The organism is Lentibacillus daqui (assembly GCF_027186265.1).
Lineage (GTDB): Bacteria > Bacillota > Bacilli > Bacillales > Amphibacillaceae > Lentibacillus_C > Lentibacillus_C daqui.
Map to the genome: position 1 here is coordinate 2,520,745 of NZ_CP114176.1, position 22,607 is coordinate 2,543,351.

The window sequence follows — 22,607 nt, forward strand, 5'->3', positions numbered from 1 at the left end:
TTCCAACCCATCTATGAATGAGGGTTTCTTGCCATTCTATCAATTAATCTCCCCTTACTATAAAACCACAATAAATGAAGTCTATTTCACCCAAATCTAGCATATCCTTTTATAAAGACATACTAGAAAGGATTTTTATATGAAGATCAGACAAGGTATCCTAGTTATTTTCGTAAGCATCGTCATTCTCATGTCCTTTATTTTCGTCGTAACACAGCCGAATCAGAGCAACTACTTCAAATCTGACTTCATTGGTCAGTTAACTCAATCAGATACCATTACCGACACACTGCTCTTAATGATGAGTACAGAAATCCCAACATTAAAAGCAAACTTGGAGGAAAATGATATTGAACCACCAAATCTGTCACATGTCTTGTTTAAAGTTACCTCGGGGATTACTCCCAGCAATTTCACGAGTTTATTGGAGGTAGAATTACCCGGGTTAAAATCGTATGCTCATGGCATTAACATCTCCAGAAGTGGCGATGATGTCGCTAGTATGCCTATCGAATCACCACCACCAGACTTTGATAAACTGTTGGAAGAAGACAAAGATAAACCAGAAGAGGACCAGCCTGAATCGGATAAAGATACTGACAGCACAGGACCGAAACAAGTATTTATTTATCACAGCCATGCATGGGAAGCCTTTTTTCCTTTAATGGGCAAAAAAGGAAAACTGAGCGAGGCATCAAGTACCGATAATAAGGAAAATGTCTTTTATGTCGGATCTATTCTAGCCAATAATCTAAAAGATGCAGGAATAAATACTGCACATGATACAACCAACGTTACAGCTGGATTGCATGCCAAAGGATGGGATTACTATGATGCCTACAGATTTTCCAGGGAGACGGTTGAAAAGGCTATGGCATCCAACAAATCACTCAACTACTTTATCGATATCCACCGGGATGCACAACGAAAAGATGTCACAACAACCGATATTAAAGGGAAGAAATATGCAAAATTATTCTTTATAGTTGGCGTCGCTCATGAAGGTTATGAAGAGAATTTACAGTTTGCCAAAGACTTAAATGACAAAATAGAAGAAAGGTACCCTGGAATCAGCCGTGGTATTTTCAAAAAAGATCAATCAGAAGGAGACGGGGTCTATAATCAAGATTTATCCAACCGTTCCATAGTAATCGAAGTTGGTGGTGTAGATAACGATAGTAAAGAATTACAAAATACAGCAGATGCATTAGCCGATGTCCTTAGTGAATATATCAAAGATGCTAAAAAGGTGAACGGTTAAAAACGGATAAAAGATCCGTCTCATTTTAAACAAGTTTAATAGGAGATAAAAAGGAAGCAGGAATGTTGCTTCCTTTTTATTTGTTGGTAAGTTGTTGATTAGGTGTATTGCATTTGTGAATCCTTAGGTGAAGGTTCAAAAAGCCATTCCATTATTCAGTAAGATAATGTCCGTTTATTTTTTATGTAATTGCCATTGTCAAACCGATAGTTATCCGTTGTTTCTTCTACTGATATGGAACGTTCGCTTAATTCCTTTTTGATTAAATGAATGAACTGATTATCCAATTTCATTTGCGTTGCTTTATAGTATGCTTCAATGAGCAATTCATTTGATATTGATTCCATTACTAAAGCTCCTTTAACGTATTAAACAAACATCTTTACTATCGTACTATAATCGTGTTTAATTCACAACAGTAATGTCTCAAAAGGTTACAATTTGTCTAATTAGATTGAATTATTAATAATAACCTTCATACGTGACGAATGAAAACAAGAAGCCAATTTTCGGGTCATGTCCTCAGAACACTTCGGGTTATCCTAAAACAACATTTCGTAAAATAGTGCTGTAATACCACCTGTAAACGAGCGCAAGAGGGATTCATAGTATTCGAATATCAGGGTAAAACACTACACCAAATAAATTTTTACTTCATCCGCCCAGTCCAGACTAGACTAATATCCATATAGTATACAGAAGAATTTTTTGAGGAGGAATCATGAACATGAACTTTTATTATCCGCCATATGACGAATACGATGAATATGATGAATATGATGAACGATTTAATATGCCCGGTTTCCCCGGGGGATTCCCAGGTGGAGGCCCATCTGGTGGTTTCCCTGGAGGTTTTCCCGGTGGAGGCCCATCCAGTTTTCCTGGAGGATTCCCAGGTGGAGGTCCATCCGGTTTTCCTGGAGGTCAACCTGGGATACCAGGAGGAGGACAGACTGCTGGAGCACCTACTAGTCCTCCACCATCCTTCATACCAACACAACCACAATTCCAAACTTTTGCGGTGGACCCAGGCGCGATTCGAGGCTGCTTGTTCCGCTTCACCTATATATGGCTAAATAATCGGGATTCTTTTTGGTTTTTCCCTACCTTTGTAGGTCGAAACTCGGTTGCAGGTTTTAGATGGCGTTTCAATAGATGGGTATACTTTGGCATTGACCTTAATCGAATAGTATCGTTTCAATGTTTTTAAGTGGTAGATGATTGCAGGTTTCGCTAGGTGTTTCTGTCCGGCAGCCGGGATCGATAGGCACTGCTTTCTTGGCGAAAAAAAGGAGAGTCCTAAGCCATTCAAGGACTCTCCTTCTAACAATTCAAGTATCTGTACGAAATTCTATTGTAAAAACGACAACACTTCTGAGACCGCCTTTTCTCCCTGTTCTATACAATCAGGCAAGCCAATTCCTTCGTAGGAGCTTCCGGTTAAAAAGACGCCAGGTAATTGATTCGCTACTTCCTGTCGTACTTGCGCAATACGTTCCTTGTGACCAACCGTATACTGTGGCATCGCATTTTTCCAGCGTGATATGACACTGAATATTGGTTGTTGTGTAATGTTCATCGTTTGATTCAAATCATGTAAGACTATATCGACCATTTCATCATCAGACACATCAACAACGGATTGATCGTTTGGACGGCCAACATAGCAGCGTAACAACACCTTGCCGTCTGGTGTCGTGGTTGGCCATTTTTTGTGGGTCCAGGTGCAAGCCGTAATCCGAAAATCGCTGTTTCTTGATACAACAAACCCGGTGCCATCAATATCCTTCTTAATGGCTGATTGATCAAAAGCCATGGCAACATTCGCCACTGATGTAGCAGGAATCTCATTAAATGTCTTAAAGAAATCATATTGACTAAATATTTTCGGCACACTGTAATGCGGCGTAGCCATTATCACAGCATCCGCTTTATAGACATCCCCATTGTCCAATAATACATGGTATCCGTGGTCTTTTTTTTCAATATGATCAACCGTTGCGTTTAGTTGAATCATATCACCCAATTGCTCGCGTAATGCGTCAATTAAAGTCTCCAAACCACCGGAAAATGATAAAAACATTCCTTTTTTCGGCTTCTTTTTCTTCGCTGGCTTCGGTCTGGTTTCCTGCAAACCTTTGATTAAACTGCCATATTCCTGTTCCAACTGATAAAAGTTAGGAAAGGTAGCCATCAAGCTCATGTCATCAATATCACCAGCATAAATTCCCGATAATAGCGGCTCCATTAAATTTTCAACCAGTTCATCGCCAAAACGATGCCGCAAAAAACGGCCCAGAGATTGGTCATGCTGTACCTTTCCTTTTGGCAGAGCTAAATCAAGGCCAGCCCGTGCTTTACCTTTCCATGAGGCAATCCCGGAAAACAGGAATGGCCGCTTTTGCATTGGGATACCCATGAATGAGCCCTTTGGCATTTTGTGCAATTTATGATCAACCAAAATATAGGATTGTCCTGTGCCATTACGAACAAGCTGATCCTGAATGCCAAGGTTCTCAACCAGTTTGACAGCAGGTTTTTTTCGTTCCAAAAAGGAGTCTGGCCCTTGTTCAATGACAAAACCGTCCCGTTTATAGGTCTTGACCTTGCCGCCAACCCGATGACTGGCTTCCACGAGTTTCACTTCATAAGGCAGCTGGCTGGCCTGAATCTCCTTTTGCAGATAGAAAGCCGCTGTTAATCCAGTAATTCCGCCACCAACGATCAAAATTCGTTTCTGTTTACTCACTTTGCTTCACTTCTTACTTTTTTCATAACGACGGTTGCCAATGCATCGATGAATTCTGGCTGGGCATTTGGCATCTCTGGCCGGTGATAGGTTGCACCCAATTCATCACAAACGACTTTACATTCATAATCATTGTCATAAAGCACTTCCAGATGATCGGCAATAAAACCAACCGGTGCATACACAAACGAACGATAGCCCTGTTGTTCATACAATTCGCGCGTTAAATCCTGCACATCTGGTCCCAGCCATGGATCAGGAGTATTTCCTTCACTTTGCCAGCCAATCGCATAATTGGTAATACCGGTTTTCTCGGAAATCAATTTGGCTGTTTCTTTTAATTGGTCAGGGTATGGATCCCCGTTTTGCAGAATTTTCTCTGGCAAACTATGTGCAGAAATAACCAAACAAGCATTTTCTTTCTCTTCTTCCGGCATCTTGTCGTATACTTGATTAATTTGTTTGGCCCAAAAATCAATAAATCCTGGCTCATTATACCAGCTTTCCACGGAAACAATCTTGGGTTTTCCGTGTTTAGCCGCAGCATCATTTGCCCGTTGATTGTAAGCCATCACGCTGAACGTCGAATAATGTGGTGCCAGAACGAGCGATACAGCCTCTTCCATACCATCCTTTACCATTTGCTCGACCGCATCTTCAATAAAGGGTTCAATATGTTTCAAGCCGATATAGACATGAAATTCATATTCATCCTGTTGTTGATTTAGATTTGTTTCCAAAGCTTTGGCCTGTTCTTCCGTGATTCTGGCCAGCGGGGAAATGCCACCGATTGCTTTGTACCTGCTTTTTAAATCTTCCAGCATTTCCGGTGTTGGTTTCCTGCCATGACGAATATCCGTGTAATATCGTTCAATATCCTCTTCTTTGTATGGTGTGCCATAAGCCATAACTAGTAATCCCATTTGCTTTCTTTCCATGTTCTAACATCCTTTCTGAGCAATGTTGCTGCTTATCTTGTCTTCGCTACACTGGAATATGTGTGCACGAGTTCCGTTAGCTGTTTCAATGTTGCCGGTTTAATGTCCGGAGTTACACCATGCCCCAAATTAAAGACATAGCCACCTGATTGTTTGACACCTTCTGTTAAAATTCCTTTGGTTCGATCCTCAATTGTCTTCCAATCGGTAAGTAAAATGGCTGGATCCAGATTACCTTGCAATACTTTCGTCACACCCATTTGTCTTGCTTCCGTGATCGAAGTGCGCCAATCAAGTCCAATCACATCAACCGGCAAATCGTTCCATTCCAGCAGTAAATGCCTTGCACCTACGCCAAATAAAATCAGTGGAACATTTTCCTGTTTTAATTCGGTAAAAATCTGCTTCATGACCGGCTTGATAAAGGTCCGATAATCATCCTTGCTAAGCGCTCCAACCCAGGAATCAAACACTTGGATGGCTTTTGCCCCAGCGTGGATTTGTGCTTTCACATACGTAACAATCATATCTGCCAATTTGTCCATTAAAGGAAACCAGCTTTCAGGACTCTGATACATAAAAGCTTTCGTTTGATGATAATTTTTTGAAGGGCCGCCTTCTATCATGTAGCTTGCAAGTGTGAAAGGGGCTCCTGTAAAACCGATAAGCGGTACATCAAGCTGTTCCTCGGTCAAGAGACGGATCGTATCCAGCACATATGGCACATCCGCTTTTGGATTAATCGTTCCTAACCGATCCACATCCTGGAAATTGCGGATCGGATGATCAATTACCGGCCCGACATTTTTCTTAATCTCCACGTCAACACCAATTGCCGGTAATGGTGACATGATATCCTTGTACAGGATCGCTGCATCAACGCCATAATGTTCAACTGGCAGACGGGTCACATAAGCACATAATTCTGGTTGATGGGTAATCTCAAATAAAGAATATTTCTCTTTTAATTTCCGATATTCCTTTTGTGATCTGCCAGCTTGTCGCATATACCAGACAGGCGTATAATCCGTTTGCCCGCCTTTGTAGGCTTTAATAATCGCATCATTAATTTGTTTCGCCATTTTTTCACCCTTTTTCATGCTTATCACTTGTACAATTAAACATCTTTTTAAAACCAATACTTTCAAGCTTGTGATCTAATGAACTTCCCTAATTACTATACCGATTTCTATTGATTCTGTATAGCAGTCTACAGTAATTGTCATTAATTTGTCTTTAATTCAATGAAAAAGTTACCTGAACATTCTTTTGGATCACAGGGAAGGTTCGACTACATTCGATCGATTACCCTCGGTTTTTGTTAGTGGATCATATGGTACAACGAAATAAGATGGTGGATGAAACATTGAAACATCGCCCACCTCAAATTCATTATCTTGAACAGTGCCAATTCGCTTGGGAAGTTCTCCCTTTTGTTTCTGATAAATATGATATTCCACTCGATCATCTTGTGCTGCATTCCAGGTTATTTTCCCTTTAACCAGCTGTAATCCACCGAATTGGTAAGTTATCTTTATTTTTGTTGTTTCCGGCAGTTTGACCGGCTTTGGCACAGTCTTCACATGTTCCGGCTTGGTAAAGGAAGCTGTTAACGAATTTTGCCTATCCATTTCCGTCAAAATCGCCTTGGTTAACATGGTTGGATACTCGCTACCTCCTGTTAGATAGTGATCCTTATCCGAATCATCATAACCCATCCATAATGCACTCACATATTGGGGTGTGTAACCGACAAACCAGGCGTCCTTATCAGTCCCTTCCACGTGTGGGTGCTGGGTAGAACCGGTTTTTCCTGCCAGAGCTTTGTTATAGTCTCCAGCTTGACCTGTTCCATTTTCCACGACGGACGACAGGATTTCCGTCATGTTCCAGGCAACTTGCGGCGTGAAAACTTTTTTCGGCTTCGGTTTTGCCCGGAATATCTGTTGATTGTCCCGGTCATAAATCCGATCAATGGTGTGAGCCGAAATCATTTCTCCATTGTGGGCAAATGTCCCGTAGCTTTGCATCATATCCATTGGTGTTAAACCTTCTTTTAGTCCGCCAAGGGCAATCGATAATCCTTTATCAGGCAGGGTAATCCCCATCTTTTTTAGGTACGCTTTAGCATCAGCTATGCCCAAATTATTTAATAACCAGACAGCCGGTGTGTTTTTTGATTGTACTAATGCCTGGTAGATGGACACGACACCATCATATTGACCGTCATAATTGGTTGCCGAATACCCGTTGTAATCCTTCTTTTGGTCCGGTATCAATGAATAAGGTTGAAATTTTTTCTTCATCATTGCCGGGCCATAGACAGCGATCGGCTTGATGGTTGAACCAGGCTGTCTTTTCACTGTAACCCGATTCAACCCACCAAGTTCATAATCACGACCGCCGATTGCAGCAACAATTCCACCGTCTTGTTGATTCATCATGACGAAAGCACCTTGAACCCCCGCGGTATTACCTGGGAAGTAGTCTGGCTTTTGAAATAAGTTATAGGCAATTTGCTGGGTTGATTCATCCATATTGACGACAATTCGGTAACCCCCACGCTTTAACTCATCAATCGATAATTCATGCTTATCTGCAGCTTCTTTCATGACCAGATCCACATAACTGTCAGCCACATGGTTTGTTTCTTCTTGCTTCACATCCAAACCCAATGGCTTATCCTGTGCCTTGGTACGGTCTTCGGTTGAAATCATTCCGGTATCTTCCATCGCTTGAAGTACCATATTTCTCCGGGTCAATGCCTTTTTAGGATGGTCAATTGGCGAATATCCATTTGGCCCTTTTGCCATCCCTGCCAGCAATGCACTTTCTGATAGAGTTAAGTCACGTGCCGATTTGGAAAAATACATTTGTGATGCCGTTTCAATACCATATGCACCACGGCCAAAATACATTTGATTCAAATATAGCCCTAAAATTTCATCCTTGGAAAGATGCCGTTCCAAATAAATGGCTGCCAGTGCTTCCTTTGTTTTTCGCATCAACGTTTTATCATTAGTCAAAAATAAATTTTTCGCAAGTTGTTGGGTAATCGTACTTCCACCTTCAACCCTTCCCATTGCAATCACATCTTTGTAAACCGCACGAACAGCAGATTTAAAATCAATACCGCCATGCGTGTAAAAACGTCGATCTTCAATGGCAATAAAAGCATTTTTTATATTATCCGGAATATCTTTACGATCAATCAATGTACGGTTTTTATGGTAAACAGAGGCAAGCACTTCCCCTTCCTGGGTTTCAATCGTTGTGGTTGCATCCAGTTCCATGTCCTCCTGATCGGCTATGAAAGCCCCGCCGAAAAAAACAACACCATATCCAATCAACCCTAAAATGAGGAGAAACCCAATGATACTAATGGACCATTTTATTTTTCGCGGTAATGACTTCCATCCTCTTTTGGTATGTCGATCACTTCTTCTTTCTATATGCTTGTCGCTTCTTTTCATAGTTCACCTCTACTATCTCATCCATTATACGACAGAATGTGACAATCGAAAAGCGTTTTAATTACTATTAGATGATAATTATTATTATATGGTAATGTGTTATTTTTCTTTGGTCGAGGGTATACATAATAAGAGTATGTTCTTAAAGCATCTATAATTTAGGAAACTATTTACGAGAGGAGAATGAAATGTGCATGCATATATGACGAAAGGAACATATGATTTTTTGCAAAAACTGCAGGACAAATATCCTGATATCCCATTTTATTTCATGGCAGGCGACTCAGGTACGCTGGCGTATTATGAGGGAAAGGAAAAAAGTGTATTTGTCGCAGGCAGTGCCTATGACGTGATCGAGTCTCAAGGTGAGATTGCCAAAAAGGGATATGTTGTCATGAACCATATTCCAGTGACTGACGATGGCACGACCAAAGTGGAAGAACGGTTTAAACAACGCAAAAGCGGACTGGATCATATGCCAGGGTTTCAGGCCTTCCGTCTGCTTCGTCCCCGAAAAGGCAATACATACGTTGTTGTCACCCAGTGGGCATCTGAACACGATTTCGAAAACTGGAAGAACTCCAGCACTTTTAAAAAGCAGCATCAGAACCAAGCCGCAAAACCACCAGCATATGTAGCAGCCAAACCATTTATCACAACCTACCAAATGGTCAAACAAGAATAGGGACACAGGGACGTTCCTGTGTCCCTATTTGACGGGGATTAGTGTAGGACCGCTGATGCTGCATAGCATTTTTATCAGCGGTTTTGTTTGTTGTATAAGCGACTTTTGTACTTGTATCAGCGGTTTTGCGTGTTCTATCAGCGACTTTTGCACTTGTATCAGCGGTTTTGAGTGGTCTATCAGCGATTATTTCACTTATATCAGCGGTTTCATGCGTTTTATCAGCTTTCCCGTTTTTTGGTAGGCCCCGGATGGTTCTCCTGTCCCTTTGTCCCACCATTATTCTACGTGTTCTTTTAAAAAGTGTTGATACATTTGCTTTGTTTCTTCTTCTGTTTGGCCTTCTCCGCTAATTCGATCGGCTTCTTTCCCATTTTTGTAATAAACAAGTGTTGGGGTTGATTCGATCGCATACGTATCCCATTTATTGTCAAACTCCCAAAGGTTAAGCTTCTTCACATCCGCGCCAAGATCCTCTGCCAGCGGAACAAGCACTGGTGTCACACGTTGGCAATGCGGGCAAGTTGGACTGTAAAAATAAACAAACATATCCTCTTTATTTGCCAATTTCTCATCTAGTTTATCTGGTATGATTTGATTTTGATACATTGGATCATCCAGTTGATCAATTGTCTCCTGTTTCAAATCATTTTTTCCGTATGGATTATCATGCTCATCAACTGCTTGTTTGTTTTTAAAAACAGTGACAAAGTACAATGCTGCAAACAACACAACAATTATCACTGCGAAAATGATCATCTTCTTTTTCAACGTCCTGCTTCCCCCTTTTGCTGTCTAAGTAAAACCAGATGAAGTACAAAAATAACGATAAATGCAACCCCTGCTAGAAATGGGATCGTAATAAATCCAAAGTAATTCACATATTCCGTATTACACGGAATGACCCCGCATGATCCACCAGCTTCCTGTAGGGCGGGCAGTTTTTGCACCAAATAGTGATAGATGGATACAAGCAGACCAATCCCGCTTAGGATAAGTCCCGGCAGAGCAATCGCCAAATCCTTTTTGACCATTGCGGCACCATAGATAATCACCAATGGATACATCAAAATCCGCTGGAACCAACAGAGTTCACACGGGACATATCCCATAACCTCTGAGAAAAACAAACTACCGACAAACGCAATGACTGCTTGTCCCCAAATAACAAACAGAATCGTCTCCCCTGACTTTTCGTTTTTCATTTATGTAAATCTCCCTTAATTTCAAGATACACCCGTATTATACAGTGCAACCCTGAAAAAAACAATCAAGGGACATGCGAACAAGAGGCCATTTAAAAAACATTACCGCCAAGAACAGTTCATTGAATTTCCTCCACTTAATCAACCGTTCGCGCGTTTTGATCGTCTTGTAACTGTTTTCGATCAACTTTCAGCCGTGCCCGATCAACTTTTGGCTACCCTCGATCAACTGTACGTCCGGTTCGATCGACTTTTGGCTGTGCCCGATCAACTTTGTATCCGTTGATTGATAATGCAGCTGACCCTTTTCCGTAGTCAAGAAAAGATACTGTGTCTAAAGATTTATGAAAGGTTTGTGAATTTTTATCGGCTGGTTTTCTCTATTTATTTTGGTAAGTTGCCTTTGTCCCGGCTGGTGGCTTTTTCAACTTCAAAAACATTCGGAGGCACTCCCTTAGCCTGTCTCCGGTGTTCGACGGCCGCGCAATCGCTGGACATATCGATACACCCTAACCCAGATCATCAGATAAAGCAAACCAATACCAAAGCCCGCTATGACATCGGTTAAATAATGGACCCGAATGATGTACCTGCTGAGCCCGATCATCAGGACAAGTAGTGCGAAACATATTTCCAACCAGACAGCTGCCTTTCTCGTCCGTAATTTCCCAACCATAAAATAAACAAACAACCCATAACAGACGATAGAAAGCATCGAATGTCCGGAGGGAAAGCTATATCCAACCGCATCCGCTGCTGCCGACACCCGCGGGCGATCTCTGGCAACAATAAACTTGATACCATAATTAAGCAGATAACAAACAATCACTCCACTGGCGACCATCCCTCCCGAAAACCAATCACGATACATCAGTCCAACAAGGAAGCTTATGATTACGACAAAAGGAAATAAAAATGAACCTGATCCGAATTCCGTAAACCAGCGAAAAACCGCATATAATTTCGTTCCAGCCATGTTTTCTGCAAAAGCTTCTGTCCACTGATCAAGGTATGGGATTCTGCCAGTATATGCATCGAACGCCCAGACAATAATGACACCCGTAAGCAGCAGCAACAGAAAATAATAAAAATACCGCATGTTGTGATTCAACCTGAAAACCTCCTGCAACCAATAGTATTACAAATTACATGTTTAAACTATTCTTTTCCGGGAACCTAATAAATATAGGCGTACGAATGAAAAAAAAGAAATGTGAAAGGATGGATAAAAATGAACGAAGACTTAAAAAAGTTAATTGATGGATTAAACGTTGATTTGGCACATGAATATGGTGCAGCCATTCAATATACGTACAGTGCCGCCGTCGTTTCTGGATTGTATCGCTCTGCATTAAAGCCGTTTTTTGAATCAGAAATTAATGATGAAATGGGTCATGCCGCCTATTTATCGGAAAAAATCAGTGCATTGGGCGGTACACCAACGACTGAATCTGCGAAAGTTGAGCAGCCTACCCAAGTAAGAGACCTTTTGAAAGCGACATTACAAGCAGAATCCGATACAATCGATCGCTATGAAGAAAGAAAAAAACTTGCTGATAAGTTGGGCTATACCGAACTGGTGGTAAAGTTGGAAGATATCATTGCTGATGAAACGCATCATAAAGAAGAGGTAGAACGACTACTTGCTGATCCAAGAATTTCTGAATAAAATACTACTTCCTTTAAGGATGACTGATTCGGTCATCCTTTTTCGTTTTTTCCAAAAAATGATATAATATAACATAACCAACTATGCAGGAGGAATGATCCATGCGGGAAGATTTACATAAAGCGATTGATGATTTATACCCGGAAACGGTGAAGATACGCCGTCATTTACATCAACATCCGGAATTGTCATTTAAAGAAACTGAAACAGCATCATTCATTGCCAACTTTTATGAGGAATTAGGCATTCCTTATCAAAGTCATGTTGGCGGAAACGGCGTTGTCGCGACATTAAAAGGTGGTAAACCCGGTAAAACAATTTGCTTGCGCGCTGACTTTGATGCATTGCCTATTCAAGAAGAAAATGATGTACTCTATAAATCAACAGTTGATGGGGTCATGCATGCCTGTGGTCACGATGGCCATACCGCCCAATTATTGGCATTGGCCAAAGCAGTTCAGCCATTCCAACACGAGCTGCCTGGTACCATCATCTTTTTACATCAACATGCCGAAGAATACGCACCTGGTGGAGCAAAACCGATGATTGAAGCGGGCGTACTTGATGATGTTGATGCAGTGTTTGGTACGCATCTATGGGCAACCACCCCTATTGGTGTTTTGCAAACATCGAAAACTGCTTTTATGGCAGGTGCTGACCGTTTCAACATTACAATTCAGGGTCAAGGCGGGCATGGTGGTTATCCACACGAAACAAAGGATGCATTAGTGATTGGCGCACAATTACTTGTCGAGCTTCAGCAAATCGTTGCGCGACGAATGGACCCATTGAAAACAGCAGTCATTACCGTGGGAAAATTTGAAGGTGGCTCCGCATTCAATATCATTGCTGACAAAGCAACATTAATCGGAACCGTCCGCTACTTTGACCCGTTATTGCAGGAGAAGATCATCAGCGAAATGGAAACGATCATCAAAGGTGCGTGTATAGCAAGCAACGCAACCTATAAGTTTAATTATGAAAAAGGCTATCCGCCATTGATCAATCATCCAAAAGAAGCAGAATTGGTATTGGAGGTTGGAAACGAGCTGCCCGATGTGGTTTCCAGTGAAGCGGTTGATCCGTCCATGGCGGGTGAGGATTTTGCCTATTACATGTTAGAACGCCCTGGTGCCTTTTTCTTTACTGGTGCTCAAAAAGGAGAAAATCCATATCCACACCATCACCCGAAATTTGACATTAATGAAAAGGCAATGCCGATTGCTGCGAAAACACTCATCGATGCTTACTTAAAATATCAAGAATGGCATCGGTAACGCAAACAGGTTATCTCCTGACACAACTGTGTTTGGGATAACCTGTTAGATTTGTGGGTATATAGTAGTGAACTACCTTTTTTCCACAGCATGCAGCCGTATCCAAGCAGAAATCTTACCAGTGTGAATTTTCCTTTCCGCCACCTGGTACGTAAACGCTTCGTTAGTGTCCGTATCAGGGATAATATAATACCCATTTTTCTTTAAAAAGATGTCAAGGCTGGTAAATGCAGTTCGTTTATTGCCATTAAAAAAGCAATGGTTTTGTACCAAGGACTCAAAAAAGGCGCCTGCTTTATCCCATAAGCTTACGTAGGCATCTTCACCAAATACAGATTGTTGTGGGCGATATACAGCCGATTCCAACAAACCTTGTTCCTTGATCCCCACCTGTTCCCCTTCACCATATTTTTTCATGACCATAAAGTGAATGATTGTAACATCTCTAACACTTAAATAATGTATATCCATGGCCTACTTCAATCTTTCCAGTAATTCATTGTGATCACGAAAGGTTTCCTGAAGCATTTTCAACATCTCCGGATCCACCTGGTCTTCCAATTTTTCTTTCTTACGCATAACAATCTCATCGTTTCTTATTTCAAATTCCATTTCATCACCACGATGAATATTTAATGTTTCTAAAATTTTTTTCGGGATGCCTACTCCCACGCTATTCCCAAATGGTACCACTTTTCTGGTTTCTTTATCCATGCTTAACACACTCATTCCTTTTTATTTCCAAGTATATTCATTTGAGGACAAAATATACGTATGTTAGTACATTTGTATTTACTTACATCATACCATAGTTTGTAAAAAGTTAAAACAAATAAGAGAGATTGCTTTCAACAATCCCTCTTACGCCAATTTTTTTCTCACATATCCGGTAATAAACAAATAATTGAACAAGGCACCGCCGATCAAAGTAATCACAGCACCCAAATAATCCCCGATCAACACAAACAACACAGCAAATATAATCGTTTGAATAAAGGTAAGCTTATATAACCATGTTAATACAGCATCTCTCCGCAATTGGATTGATACAGGGTAGATATCCAGCCAGATAACAGTGCGATGGTGTTGGTATAAAGTCATCATCTGGAAACTGCTTAAGTATAAAAACAATAACGCAAAAACAATTTTTACCCAGCCGTTCGGAATAAAATAAATCAGCAAGCCGCCGATGACAAGTAACCGAACAAACATCCCGAGATAATCTCCACTTCTGATGAAAGTAATCCGGTATAAATAGTCGAAAGTTGACTTTTGGCGAAACGGAACCCGATTGACAAGATTAACCAACCATTGCCGTTTCTTGACCCGATTTTTCAGGTGCGGTACATCGGTAAACATATTCGCAATCCGGTAAAAGAATTGCATGCGGTTCTGATCCTTTTCCAGCAACACATCCCAAACAAGACCAGCCTGTTTTTTTGAAATACTATAGTCATATAAAAACAAGATAATAAATACGACCGTTGCAATTGCTGCAAACAGGATATTTCCATGAACAAGTAAATAAAACACCGCACAATTGAGCAAGACCCTTAACAGTATATCCGTACGTCTGGTTGCCAGATCGCGTACTTTAAGCATCCACCAGTTGGCAAGCAAATTCCATACTTTAAAAATCAGCACAACCACAATCGTAATCAGATATTCACTGCCACTTCGCTCTGAAAAAGATGCAAAATAAAGTGGTCCAAATGCCGCTGCTGCGAGCAAAATCAAATAAAGCTGGATGACAAAACTATAAATTAAGGCATTCCGAAAATAAGCCCCAAGCTTATGTTCAGCGGCAATCAGGAAAACCAGGTCAGGTTCCTTTAATAACGTGCGGACAGGGCTGTAACTGACCAAAAGTCCAAAAACAATGCCAATGATCCAGTCGGTTGGGAAGTTTTCGGGCATACGGGTGAGCCATTGTTGATAATAGTAAGCAGCCGCTGCGATAAAAAACAGCATGGCAAACGCAATATGCCCATTAAAAATGTATTTTAGATAACGGCTTGTCTCCTTTAAATGCTGAGAAAACCGTTGTTTAAAAAATTGGTTGGCATCAAACATGGCTTTCTTCCTTTGTTAATTGAACATAGATATCATCGAGCGTTGCACCAGGCATTTGGAAATCACGCTGCAAGTCTTTTAATGTGCCAATAGCGCGAATGTTTCCATCGTGCAAAATAACAAACCGGTCACAATAGCGTTCTGCAGTTGCCAGAATGTGGGTGGACATCAACACGCCAGAACCGTTGTCTTTCATATGATTCATCAATTGTAAGTAAGACTGAATGCCAAGTGGATCCAAACCAACAAATGGCTCGTCCACAACATACAAGGATGGTTCGATTAGAAAGGCACACATGATCATGACCTTCTGCCGCATCCCTTTGGAAAAATGTACAGGGAACCATTTTAATTTTTTCTCCATCCGAAATTCCTTTAACAATGGATGAAGTCTTTTTTCAAACACATCTTCCGGCACATCATACGCCATCGCCGTTAAGCGCAAATGTTCATATAATGTTAACTCATCATATAAGATCGGCATTTCTGGAATATAAGCCATCTGACTACGGTAATTTTGCGGGTTTTCTGCAAAGGTTTTTCCGTTTACAGAAACCGTCCCTTTTTTTGCCTGCATTAGACCAATAATATGCTTAATCGTCGTACTTTTACCGGCTCCATTTAATCCAATTAAACCAACAATCTCATGGGGATACACATCAAACGAAATACCATGCAGTACATTTTTATGGGTATACCCACCGTGCAGGTTCTCTATATGTAACAATGGTTTCAAAAGACTTCCTCCTCGTTACTTACCTACTTAAAATTTTACCATTTATGCTCCCAGATGCCAAAGCAAAGTGTGCAAGGAAATTCGACATCACCGCAAATTCATTTTAAAAAATCGTCCCAAAAACTTTTAACTTATATGTATGAAACGAGCAAAACCGCACAAAATAGCTAGTGAAGAACGGGGTTGATTCACTAAACAAAATTTTTCGTGTCAAAACACAAATGAGGTGTTAGTGTTGGAAAAAGAGGCTAAACTGAATTTGTAAATTAACACAAAAATGAGGTGTTGGTGAAAGATAATCTAATGAAATAAAACCCTTCTGCCAGAATTCATCCCAAGGGATACCTTGAGATGCTGACAAAAAGGTTTTTGTAATGACGTTAATTGGCCAAATGGACATTAACAAAATTACCAAGTCCCCAACGTTAGATACAAACACCGTTCTTCAAGGACTGGTCCGGAATTCCGGGTCAGTCCTGTTTTTTCTAAAAGGGGATGTTCAAAAAGTCCGGTAAAAATGACACGTCGAATTTCGTCGTTGGCTTGCTTTTCCGCTCCTCATGTACCTTTTATGTACACTCCGGTGCTCAAAGCTACGCCGCCTAGAACTTCTCGGTCCTTTTTATCCTCCTTTTTGAACACTCACTAAAAGGGCTTTGTGGTCGATAGTTCCCAGGTTTGGGTCGATATTTACTTTATCTGGTTGATATTGCAAAACTTTTGGTTGATGTTAGCCTTTTCCGGTCGATGTTATGACTTTTTTGGTTGATATCCTCTATCTCCGGTTGACACTATAGTATATTTGGTTGATATTCCTTATTTCCAGTCGATGTTTAGGCTCAAACATCTTTTCAGTTGATACCATGTAAGACAAAGCAACAGAAAACTTTACATATTCAACCACTTCTATATACAATAAGAGAAAAGGATGAAGGAGTGGATACGATGCAACATGAGGATTGTATTTTTTGTAAAATTATTAATGGTGACATCCCATCAGCAAAAGTGTATGAAGATGACCAAGTATACGCATTCTTGGATATCAGCCAAATTACTAAAGGACACACACTTGTGATTCCAAAGACACACACGAAAAATATTTATGAAACCTCACCGGAAGTTGCCAGTGAATTGTTTGCCCGAATTCCCAAAATAGCCAATGCAATTAAAGAAGTGTACAAGCCAATTGGGATGAACTTGTTAAATAACAACGAGGCACCAGCAGAACAATCCGTTTTTCATTTACATATCCATATCATTCCGCGGTATGGAGAAGGTGACGGTTACCAGTTAGGCTGGTACACGCATGAAAATGACTATTCTTCTGATGACTTGCAGCAAATTGCCAAGGAGATTGGTACAGCGATTAAATAATTATCCTTAATATCCCGGTTATTGATAAAACCTCTGACATAATAATTTGTCGGAGGTTTTTGTACAAAAATCTTGCTCACTGCTGCCCATTTTCATATAATTTTTTTACCTTATCCTTATACTTTTACCTAAAAAACCTTTATAATAGAAGTGTGGAAGTTGTTTTGTACGTTCCGCTTTGCTTCATCATCTATACATCCGAAAAATTACATATTCCCTTAACGAAACACGTTTCATAACCGTGTTAAGAGGAAAACATATACTATGAGTTGAAAGGGGCGTTATGATATGTCTAAAAGCAGTTTATTATTGGGATTTGTTATTGGAGGCGTTGCAAGTGCCACAGCTACACTGCTAAGTGCGCCATCCTCCGGTAAGGAATTACGTTATCGGGCCAGACAACAAGGTGCTGAATGGAAACAAATGATTGCGGATCTCAAACGGGATGGATTACGACTGAAGGAGCAAATTACCAATACCTCCAAAGAAGGTGCTGCATTAATCAAGGATTTAACCCAGGAAATGAAGGTCTCAGTACAAGAATGGAAACAATCCGTTGAACCCCATCAGCAAAACATCAAACACTACTTGGAACAAATCGAATCCAGCTTAAAAGATCTTGAGGAGAAAATGAAGAACGAACAAGAGGAATATTGAACATACTAAAACGAAAGCGTACTGGATGTTTTCAGTGCGCTTTCGTTTTAGTATTATTTCGGCTCTAAATCCTCAATGGAGTCTATGTCCATATAATCTGGAACAACTAAGCCAATTTTAGCTCCCTTTAAATTTTCACCCAAATCTTCAAACTGCCCGTCATATTTATCATAAAAGTCTTTATGCGTCATTGGCATCCAAGCGGCCAACGTCGCATCACCGTCACCATTGGCTACCGATTTGAATACGACGGCGACATCAACCGGGGTAACGGTAACATCAAAGCCTTTTGACCTTAATACCTCTGCTACCACACCCGAGGAAGCGCGTTCAGAATCCCACGGGGTTGATACCAATTCAATTTCCTCACCGTCTACATCATCAACACCTTTTGTCCATTCGTCTACTTTATCCGGATTTTCTTCTACCCATTCTTTCGCTACATCGTCAATATCTGCTCCGGATTTGGTTGCCTCATACATAATGTCTTCCATATCTTCCACTTCCCATTGGAACTGATCAAGCAATTTATAGGCTTCCGGTTTATCTTCCTTTAGCCCTTTGCGTGCAAGCGTTTTAATTACTTCTGTTTCACCGTAAACCCCTTTCGGATCATCCAGGTATTTCATATCCGGATATTTAGCAAACATCCAATGGGGGTTCCAACCAGTTACCACAATTGGCTCTTCTTTATCAATCGCTTTCCCCAGTTCCTCCATCATGGCCGCTGTAGACGCCTCTTCCACATCCCAGCCTTTTAAATTGTCATATTCTTTCAAAGCCTTTTCTGTTGTTACGGTAATTCCTGCTCCGGGCTCAATACCAGTGATCGTATAATCTACTGCTTCACCTATATCTGTTTTCTCTCCATCACCGTTTGCTTTGTTTCCCGAACAACCGGCTGCAATCAATATAAATAGCACGGCAATCATCAAAACAACATATTTTTTAGTTAGATGATTCATATAAAGTTGAACTCCTCCTTATAATAGGAATGCTGATAAATAGTTTATCAGCATTCCTTCAAGCATTATTCACTTTTTACGAAGCAATTGGCTGATTATTCTACGCCTTCTGTCCACTCGTCTACCTTATCCTGATTATCTTCCACCCATTTTGCTGCAGCATCTTCCGGATCCTCTCCATTTTGGATATCTAACATAACACTTTCAATGTCATCTGTTTCCCACTGGAAGTTATCCAGAATTTTATAAGCATCAGGCATGTCATCTTTCAAGTCTTTACGAACCATCGTTCTAATTTCTTCTGCATCACCGAATGAGTTTTTCGGATCATCCAGATATTTCAGGTCATATTTCTGGAACATCCAGTGTGGAGACCAGCCAGTAATAACGATTGGATCCTTTTTCTTAATTGCTTTACCCAAGGCAGAAGCCATGGCACCACTGGAGGATGTTTCCACTTCCCAGCCATTCAGATTATCGTAATCGTCTACAGCTTGTTCAGCGTGTTGTACAACGCCGGCACCCGGTTCAATACCGGTGATGGTTTTATCCGCTTCGTCTTTCAAATCTTCAATCGAGTCTACATCCATATACTCTGGTACCGTCAAACCAATTTTTGCACCTTCAAGGTTCGTACCTAAGTCTTCTACATCATCTTTATGCTCTTCATATAAATCACCGTGTGTACCTGGCAACCATGCAGCAACCATACCGTCAGACTCTCCGGAAGCTACTGATTGCCACATGACAGCATTATCAAGTGGGGTTACCGTCACATCGAATCCTTCATCTTCCAATACTTTGGCAATCACGTTTGTGGAGGCAACCTCTGTATCCCATTCTACATATGAAAGTTCAATTTTTTTATCTCCTGACGAACCGCTATCTGAATCTTTATCTGATGAAGCATCATCATCTGAACCGCACCCTGCAGCAACTAATGATAATGATAGTCCGGCTGCTACGCCAAGACGTTTCCAGTTAAGTGTAAACATAACTATGAATCTCCCCTTTTTGTAGTTTTTAATATATGGAAATTCTCACTGCAAACGCTCAAAGGCGGTGAACCCCCTTTTGAACGTTTGTGCATAGTAAAAAGCTAACCAACCATGTTTATTTTTTGGCATTCATACTTTGTGTCAACCGGTCGATAATGATAGCCAGAATAACAATTCCCAATCCGGCAACAAAGCCTGTTCCGACCGTTGCACGTTGTAATGCCGATAGTACCTCTCGTCCAAGTCCCGGTGCACCAATCATGGATGCAATAACAACCATCGATAGTGCCAGCATGACTGTCTGGTTAATTCCTGCCATGATTGTTGTTTTGGCCATTGGCAGTTCAACCTTGAATAATTTTTGTGCACCGGTACTACCAAATGCCTCTGACGCTTCAACCAGTTCTTTGGAAACCTCACGAATGCCCAGGTTGGTGAAACGAACGGTAGGTGGTGTGGCAAAGATTAATGAGGCAAATACCCCTGGTACCATTCCGATTCCGAAAAAGGCAACGGCAGGGATTAAATATACAAACGCGGGCATGGTCTGCATAAAGTCCAATATCGGCTTGAGAATAGCCTCAGCAATTTTACTTTTTGCCATTAAAATACCAAATGGAACGCCAACAATGACTGACAATACACTAGATATCAAGACGAGTGTAAATGTGTCCATTAATTTGTCCCACATTCCCTGGTTATAAATTAGCCATAATCCAACAATCGAAAAAACAGCCAGCCCCCATTTTTTTCCGGAAACGAAAAAGGCAATCAACGCAATGATGATAATCACAATAAGCGCTGGTATTTGACTTAACAAATCGGAAGTTAATTCCATGAAGTCGCCAAATTGCTCTTTAATGGGGTCAAATAGAAATGCAAATACATCCGTTATCCAATCGGTAAAACTTTCAACCCATTCAGCTATAGGAATCTCTTTCACAAAATCTAATGCATCATCAAGCATTCAAATTCACCTCTCCTTCACCGGCCAATGCTGAGATTACCGTACCGCGAATAATAATTCCCAGTAGTTTACCATCTTCCACAACAGCAACCGGAATTGGAGCATCGTAAATGATATTAAAGATGTCGTTCATGGGTGTATCACTTTCAACCCGCGGTATGTCATTTTTAATAATTTCATTAATATCGCGAACATCATTTTTTCTGGCATCTGAAGCATCTTCTGCCGTGACATATCCTTTCAAATTGCGATGCCGATCGACAACAAAAATACTTGATAAACCTTCTTCACGCATGCGTTCCAAGGCTACCCGCGGACCATGCTTTTCGATGTTGATGGTTTCCGGACGCCGCATAATATGTTGTGCGGTTAACACTTTGGAGCGATCAATATCCTCGACAAATTTTTCCACATAATCGTTGGCTGGATGTACCAGAATTTCCTCTGGTGTACCAATCTGGACGATCGATCCATCCTTCATCAGGGCGATTCGATCACCAAGCCGCAATGCCTCATCCAAATCATGTGTGATGAATATAATGGTTTTCTGCATTTTAGCTTGTAAATCAATGAGTTCGTCCTGCATATCTTTACGGATTAATGGATCAAGTGCGGAAAATGCTTCGTCCATCAATAGCACTTCCGGGTCATTGGCAAGTGCCCGTGCAAGTCCAACACGCTGTTGCATACCGCCTGATAGCTGGCCGGGGGTTTGTTCTAAATAGTTCCCAAGACCAACAAGTTCCAACGCTTCCTTTGCCCGCTTTCTTCGTTCTTCTTTGGGTACCTTTTGGATTTCCAAACCATATTCTGCATTTTCCAGGATGGTTCGATAAGGAAATAAGGCAAATTGTTGAAATACCATACTTAGTTTTTCCCGGCGTACTTTGCGTAACGAACTTTTGTCCATGACTGCGAGATCCTCGCCATCAATATGCACGTTTCCTTTTGTTGGTTCAATTAGACGGTTAATTAATCGAACCAACGTTGATTTCCCACTACCGGATAAACCCATAATTACGAATGTTTCTCCGGGTTCAACAGAAAAAGAGGCACGGTTAACCCCTACTGTACAGCCAGTTTCCGCTAAAATTTCTGCTTTTGTCTTGCCTTCATTCAAAAGCTTCAGCGCCGCTTTTCGATTTTTTCCAAATATTTTGGTCAAATCTTTGACTTCAATAACCGGCATTCCCTTCACCTCTCTCTAACAATTTTTTATATACCGTATCAAAATTGATTAAGCCCAATTGTTACAAGGAACAGATCTAAAAAATAACTGATCCGCTTTCCCTTGTATCATTCATTAACATTCCAATGAAGCATGTCATTCGTCTTGCTACTTTTCTATCAGGTTACATCCATGCATAATTTATTAAACTAGAAAAATCGTTCAACTGATGATTGGGCAGCTGAACAGAAAAATAATAGTTCAATAATGTTTCATCAGAGATCATTCGGCTTTCAATCACTCTATTACTATACAATGTTTTAGTTGTACAGTTCAAACACTAAATACCACTGATTTCAAACATATTTTTCGTACAGTTTGAACTGTACATATTCTTAATCCAATATGCTTT

Annotated in this window: 23 protein-coding genes; 7 read left to right on the forward strand and 16 right to left on the reverse strand. The window is 40.8% G+C overall.

Annotated elements, in window-relative coordinates; translation table 11 throughout:
- The first annotated feature begins 139 nt into the window (after positions 1-139).
- Positions 140-1,261 carry a stage II sporulation protein P gene (spoIIP, locus tag O2S85_RS12795; protein ID WP_269409705.1) on the forward strand — a complete coding sequence of 374 codons (1,122 nt, stop codon included), beginning with the start codon at positions 140-142 and terminating at the stop codon, positions 1,259-1,261.
- Between the two features lie 155 nt (positions 1,262-1,416).
- Here the strand turns inward: spoIIP and O2S85_RS18825 are convergent, their stop codons facing one another.
- Positions 1,417-1,608, reverse strand: coding sequence for a sporulation histidine kinase inhibitor Sda (locus O2S85_RS18825; RefSeq protein WP_367746219.1), 192 nt, complete (start codon positions 1,606-1,608; stop codon positions 1,417-1,419).
- Between the two features lie 380 nt (positions 1,609-1,988).
- On the opposite strand from O2S85_RS18825, the gene O2S85_RS12805 reads away from it, so the two are divergent.
- Positions 1,989-2,471 carry a hypothetical protein gene (locus tag O2S85_RS12805; RefSeq protein WP_269409706.1) on the forward strand — a complete coding sequence of 161 codons (483 nt, stop codon included), beginning with the start codon at positions 1,989-1,991 and terminating at the stop codon, positions 2,469-2,471.
- A 141-nt stretch (positions 2,472-2,612) separates the two neighbouring features.
- Here the strand turns inward: O2S85_RS12805 and hemY are convergent, their stop codons facing one another.
- From hemY to O2S85_RS12825, 4 genes are all read right to left on the reverse strand, one after another.
- A complete protein-coding gene (gene hemY, locus O2S85_RS12810; protein WP_269409707.1) occupies positions 2,613-4,010 on the reverse strand; it encodes a protoporphyrinogen oxidase in 1,398 nt (465 codons plus the stop codon).
- Positions 4,007-4,948 carry a ferrochelatase gene (gene hemH, locus O2S85_RS12815; RefSeq protein WP_269409708.1) on the reverse strand — a complete coding sequence of 314 codons (942 nt, stop codon included), beginning with the start codon at positions 4,946-4,948 and terminating at the stop codon, positions 4,007-4,009. The genes hemY and hemH overlap by 4 nt, the downstream gene beginning before the upstream one ends.
- A 32-nt stretch (positions 4,949-4,980) precedes the next feature.
- On the reverse strand, positions 4,981-6,030 hold the full coding sequence (gene hemE, locus O2S85_RS12820; protein WP_269412580.1) for a uroporphyrinogen decarboxylase: 1,050 nt from the start codon (positions 6,028-6,030) through the stop codon (positions 4,981-4,983).
- Positions 6,031-6,222: 192 nt separating this feature from the next.
- Complete coding sequence (locus O2S85_RS12825) at positions 6,223-8,421, reverse strand: transglycosylase domain-containing protein (protein ID WP_269409709.1); 2,199 nt, start codon at positions 8,419-8,421, stop codon at positions 6,223-6,225.
- 190 nt (positions 8,422-8,611) lie between these two features.
- Here O2S85_RS12825 and O2S85_RS12830 point away from each other — a divergent pair, with 190 nt between their 5' ends.
- On the forward strand, positions 8,612-9,106 hold the full coding sequence (locus tag O2S85_RS12830) for an antibiotic biosynthesis monooxygenase family protein (protein ID WP_269409710.1): 495 nt from the start codon (positions 8,612-8,614) through the stop codon (positions 9,104-9,106).
- Positions 9,107-9,385: 279 nt separating this feature from the next.
- Here the strand turns inward: O2S85_RS12830 and O2S85_RS12835 are convergent, their stop codons facing one another.
- The 3 genes from O2S85_RS12835 to O2S85_RS12845 form a co-directional block, all read right to left on the reverse strand.
- Positions 9,386-9,877 carry a thioredoxin family protein gene (locus O2S85_RS12835; RefSeq protein WP_269409711.1) on the reverse strand — a complete coding sequence of 164 codons (492 nt, stop codon included), beginning with the start codon at positions 9,875-9,877 and terminating at the stop codon, positions 9,386-9,388.
- Complete coding sequence (locus tag O2S85_RS12840) at positions 9,874-10,311, reverse strand: disulfide oxidoreductase (protein ID WP_269409712.1); 438 nt, start codon at positions 10,309-10,311, stop codon at positions 9,874-9,876. The genes O2S85_RS12835 and O2S85_RS12840 overlap by 4 nt, the downstream gene beginning before the upstream one ends.
- A 454-nt stretch (positions 10,312-10,765) precedes the next feature.
- Positions 10,766-11,422, reverse strand: coding sequence for a phosphatase PAP2 family protein (locus O2S85_RS12845; RefSeq protein WP_269409713.1), 657 nt, complete (start codon positions 11,420-11,422; stop codon positions 10,766-10,768).
- A gap of 120 nt (positions 11,423-11,542) precedes the next feature.
- Here O2S85_RS12845 and O2S85_RS12850 point away from each other — a divergent pair, with 120 nt between their 5' ends.
- Positions 11,543-11,980, forward strand: coding sequence for a ferritin-like domain-containing protein (locus O2S85_RS12850; RefSeq protein WP_269409714.1), 438 nt, complete (start codon positions 11,543-11,545; stop codon positions 11,978-11,980).
- 101 nt (positions 11,981-12,081) lie between these two features.
- Complete coding sequence (locus O2S85_RS12855) at positions 12,082-13,257, forward strand: M20 family metallopeptidase (RefSeq protein ID WP_269409715.1); 1,176 nt, start codon at positions 12,082-12,084, stop codon at positions 13,255-13,257.
- A gap of 72 nt (positions 13,258-13,329) precedes the next feature.
- Here O2S85_RS12855 and O2S85_RS12860 read toward each other — a convergent pair whose 3' ends face one another.
- The 4 genes from O2S85_RS12860 to O2S85_RS12875 form a co-directional block, all read right to left on the reverse strand.
- Positions 13,330-13,728, reverse strand: coding sequence for a type II toxin-antitoxin system death-on-curing family toxin (locus O2S85_RS12860; protein ID WP_269409716.1), 399 nt, complete (start codon positions 13,726-13,728; stop codon positions 13,330-13,332).
- Positions 13,729-13,731: 3 nt separating this feature from the next.
- Positions 13,732-13,971: an AbrB/MazE/SpoVT family DNA-binding domain-containing protein gene (locus O2S85_RS12865; RefSeq protein ID WP_269409717.1), complete on the reverse strand. Its 240-nt coding sequence runs from the start codon at positions 13,969-13,971 to the stop codon at positions 13,732-13,734.
- Between the two features lie 147 nt (positions 13,972-14,118).
- The gene (locus O2S85_RS12870; RefSeq protein WP_269409718.1) at positions 14,119-15,330 is read right to left on the reverse strand and encodes an ABC transporter permease; all 1,212 of its coding nucleotides are present in this window, start codon (positions 15,328-15,330) and stop codon (positions 14,119-14,121) included.
- On the reverse strand, positions 15,323-16,066 hold the full coding sequence (locus O2S85_RS12875) for an ABC transporter ATP-binding protein (RefSeq protein ID WP_269409719.1): 744 nt from the start codon (positions 16,064-16,066) through the stop codon (positions 15,323-15,325). Before O2S85_RS12875 ends, O2S85_RS12870 begins: the two co-directional genes overlap by 8 nt.
- A gap of 945 nt (positions 16,067-17,011) precedes the next feature.
- Between O2S85_RS12875 and O2S85_RS12880 the strand changes: the two genes are divergently transcribed.
- Together O2S85_RS12880 and O2S85_RS12885 are read left to right on the forward strand one after the other, a co-directional pair.
- Positions 17,012-17,440 carry an HIT family protein gene (locus O2S85_RS12880; protein ID WP_269409720.1) on the forward strand — a complete coding sequence of 143 codons (429 nt, stop codon included), beginning with the start codon at positions 17,012-17,014 and terminating at the stop codon, positions 17,438-17,440.
- Positions 17,441-17,728: 288 nt separating this feature from the next.
- Positions 17,729-18,097, forward strand: a complete 369-nt coding sequence (locus O2S85_RS12885; RefSeq protein ID WP_269409721.1) for a YtxH domain-containing protein — start codon at positions 17,729-17,731, stop codon at positions 18,095-18,097.
- Positions 18,098-18,150: 53 nt separating this feature from the next.
- On the opposite strand, the gene O2S85_RS12890 is transcribed toward O2S85_RS12885, so the two are convergent.
- The 4 genes from O2S85_RS12890 to O2S85_RS12905 all read right to left on the reverse strand — a co-directional run bounded on the left by O2S85_RS12890 (position 18,151) and on the right by O2S85_RS12905 (position 22,216).
- Entirely contained in the window at positions 18,151-19,062 is a 912-nt protein-coding gene (locus O2S85_RS12890) for a glycine betaine ABC transporter substrate-binding protein (protein WP_269409722.1), read from the reverse strand.
- Positions 19,063-19,157: 95 nt separating this feature from the next.
- On the reverse strand, positions 19,158-20,057 hold the full coding sequence (locus O2S85_RS12895; protein WP_269409723.1) for a glycine betaine ABC transporter substrate-binding protein: 900 nt from the start codon (positions 20,055-20,057) through the stop codon (positions 19,158-19,160).
- Between the two features lie 118 nt (positions 20,058-20,175).
- Complete coding sequence (locus tag O2S85_RS12900; RefSeq protein ID WP_269409724.1) at positions 20,176-21,027, reverse strand: ABC transporter permease; 852 nt, start codon at positions 21,025-21,027, stop codon at positions 20,176-20,178.
- Positions 21,020-22,216 (reverse strand): quaternary amine ABC transporter ATP-binding protein, encoded by a 1,197-nt coding sequence (locus O2S85_RS12905; RefSeq protein ID WP_269409725.1) that lies wholly within the window; start codon positions 22,214-22,216, stop codon positions 21,020-21,022. The genes O2S85_RS12900 and O2S85_RS12905 overlap by 8 nt, the downstream gene beginning before the upstream one ends.
- Positions 22,217-22,607 lie beyond the last annotated feature (391 nt).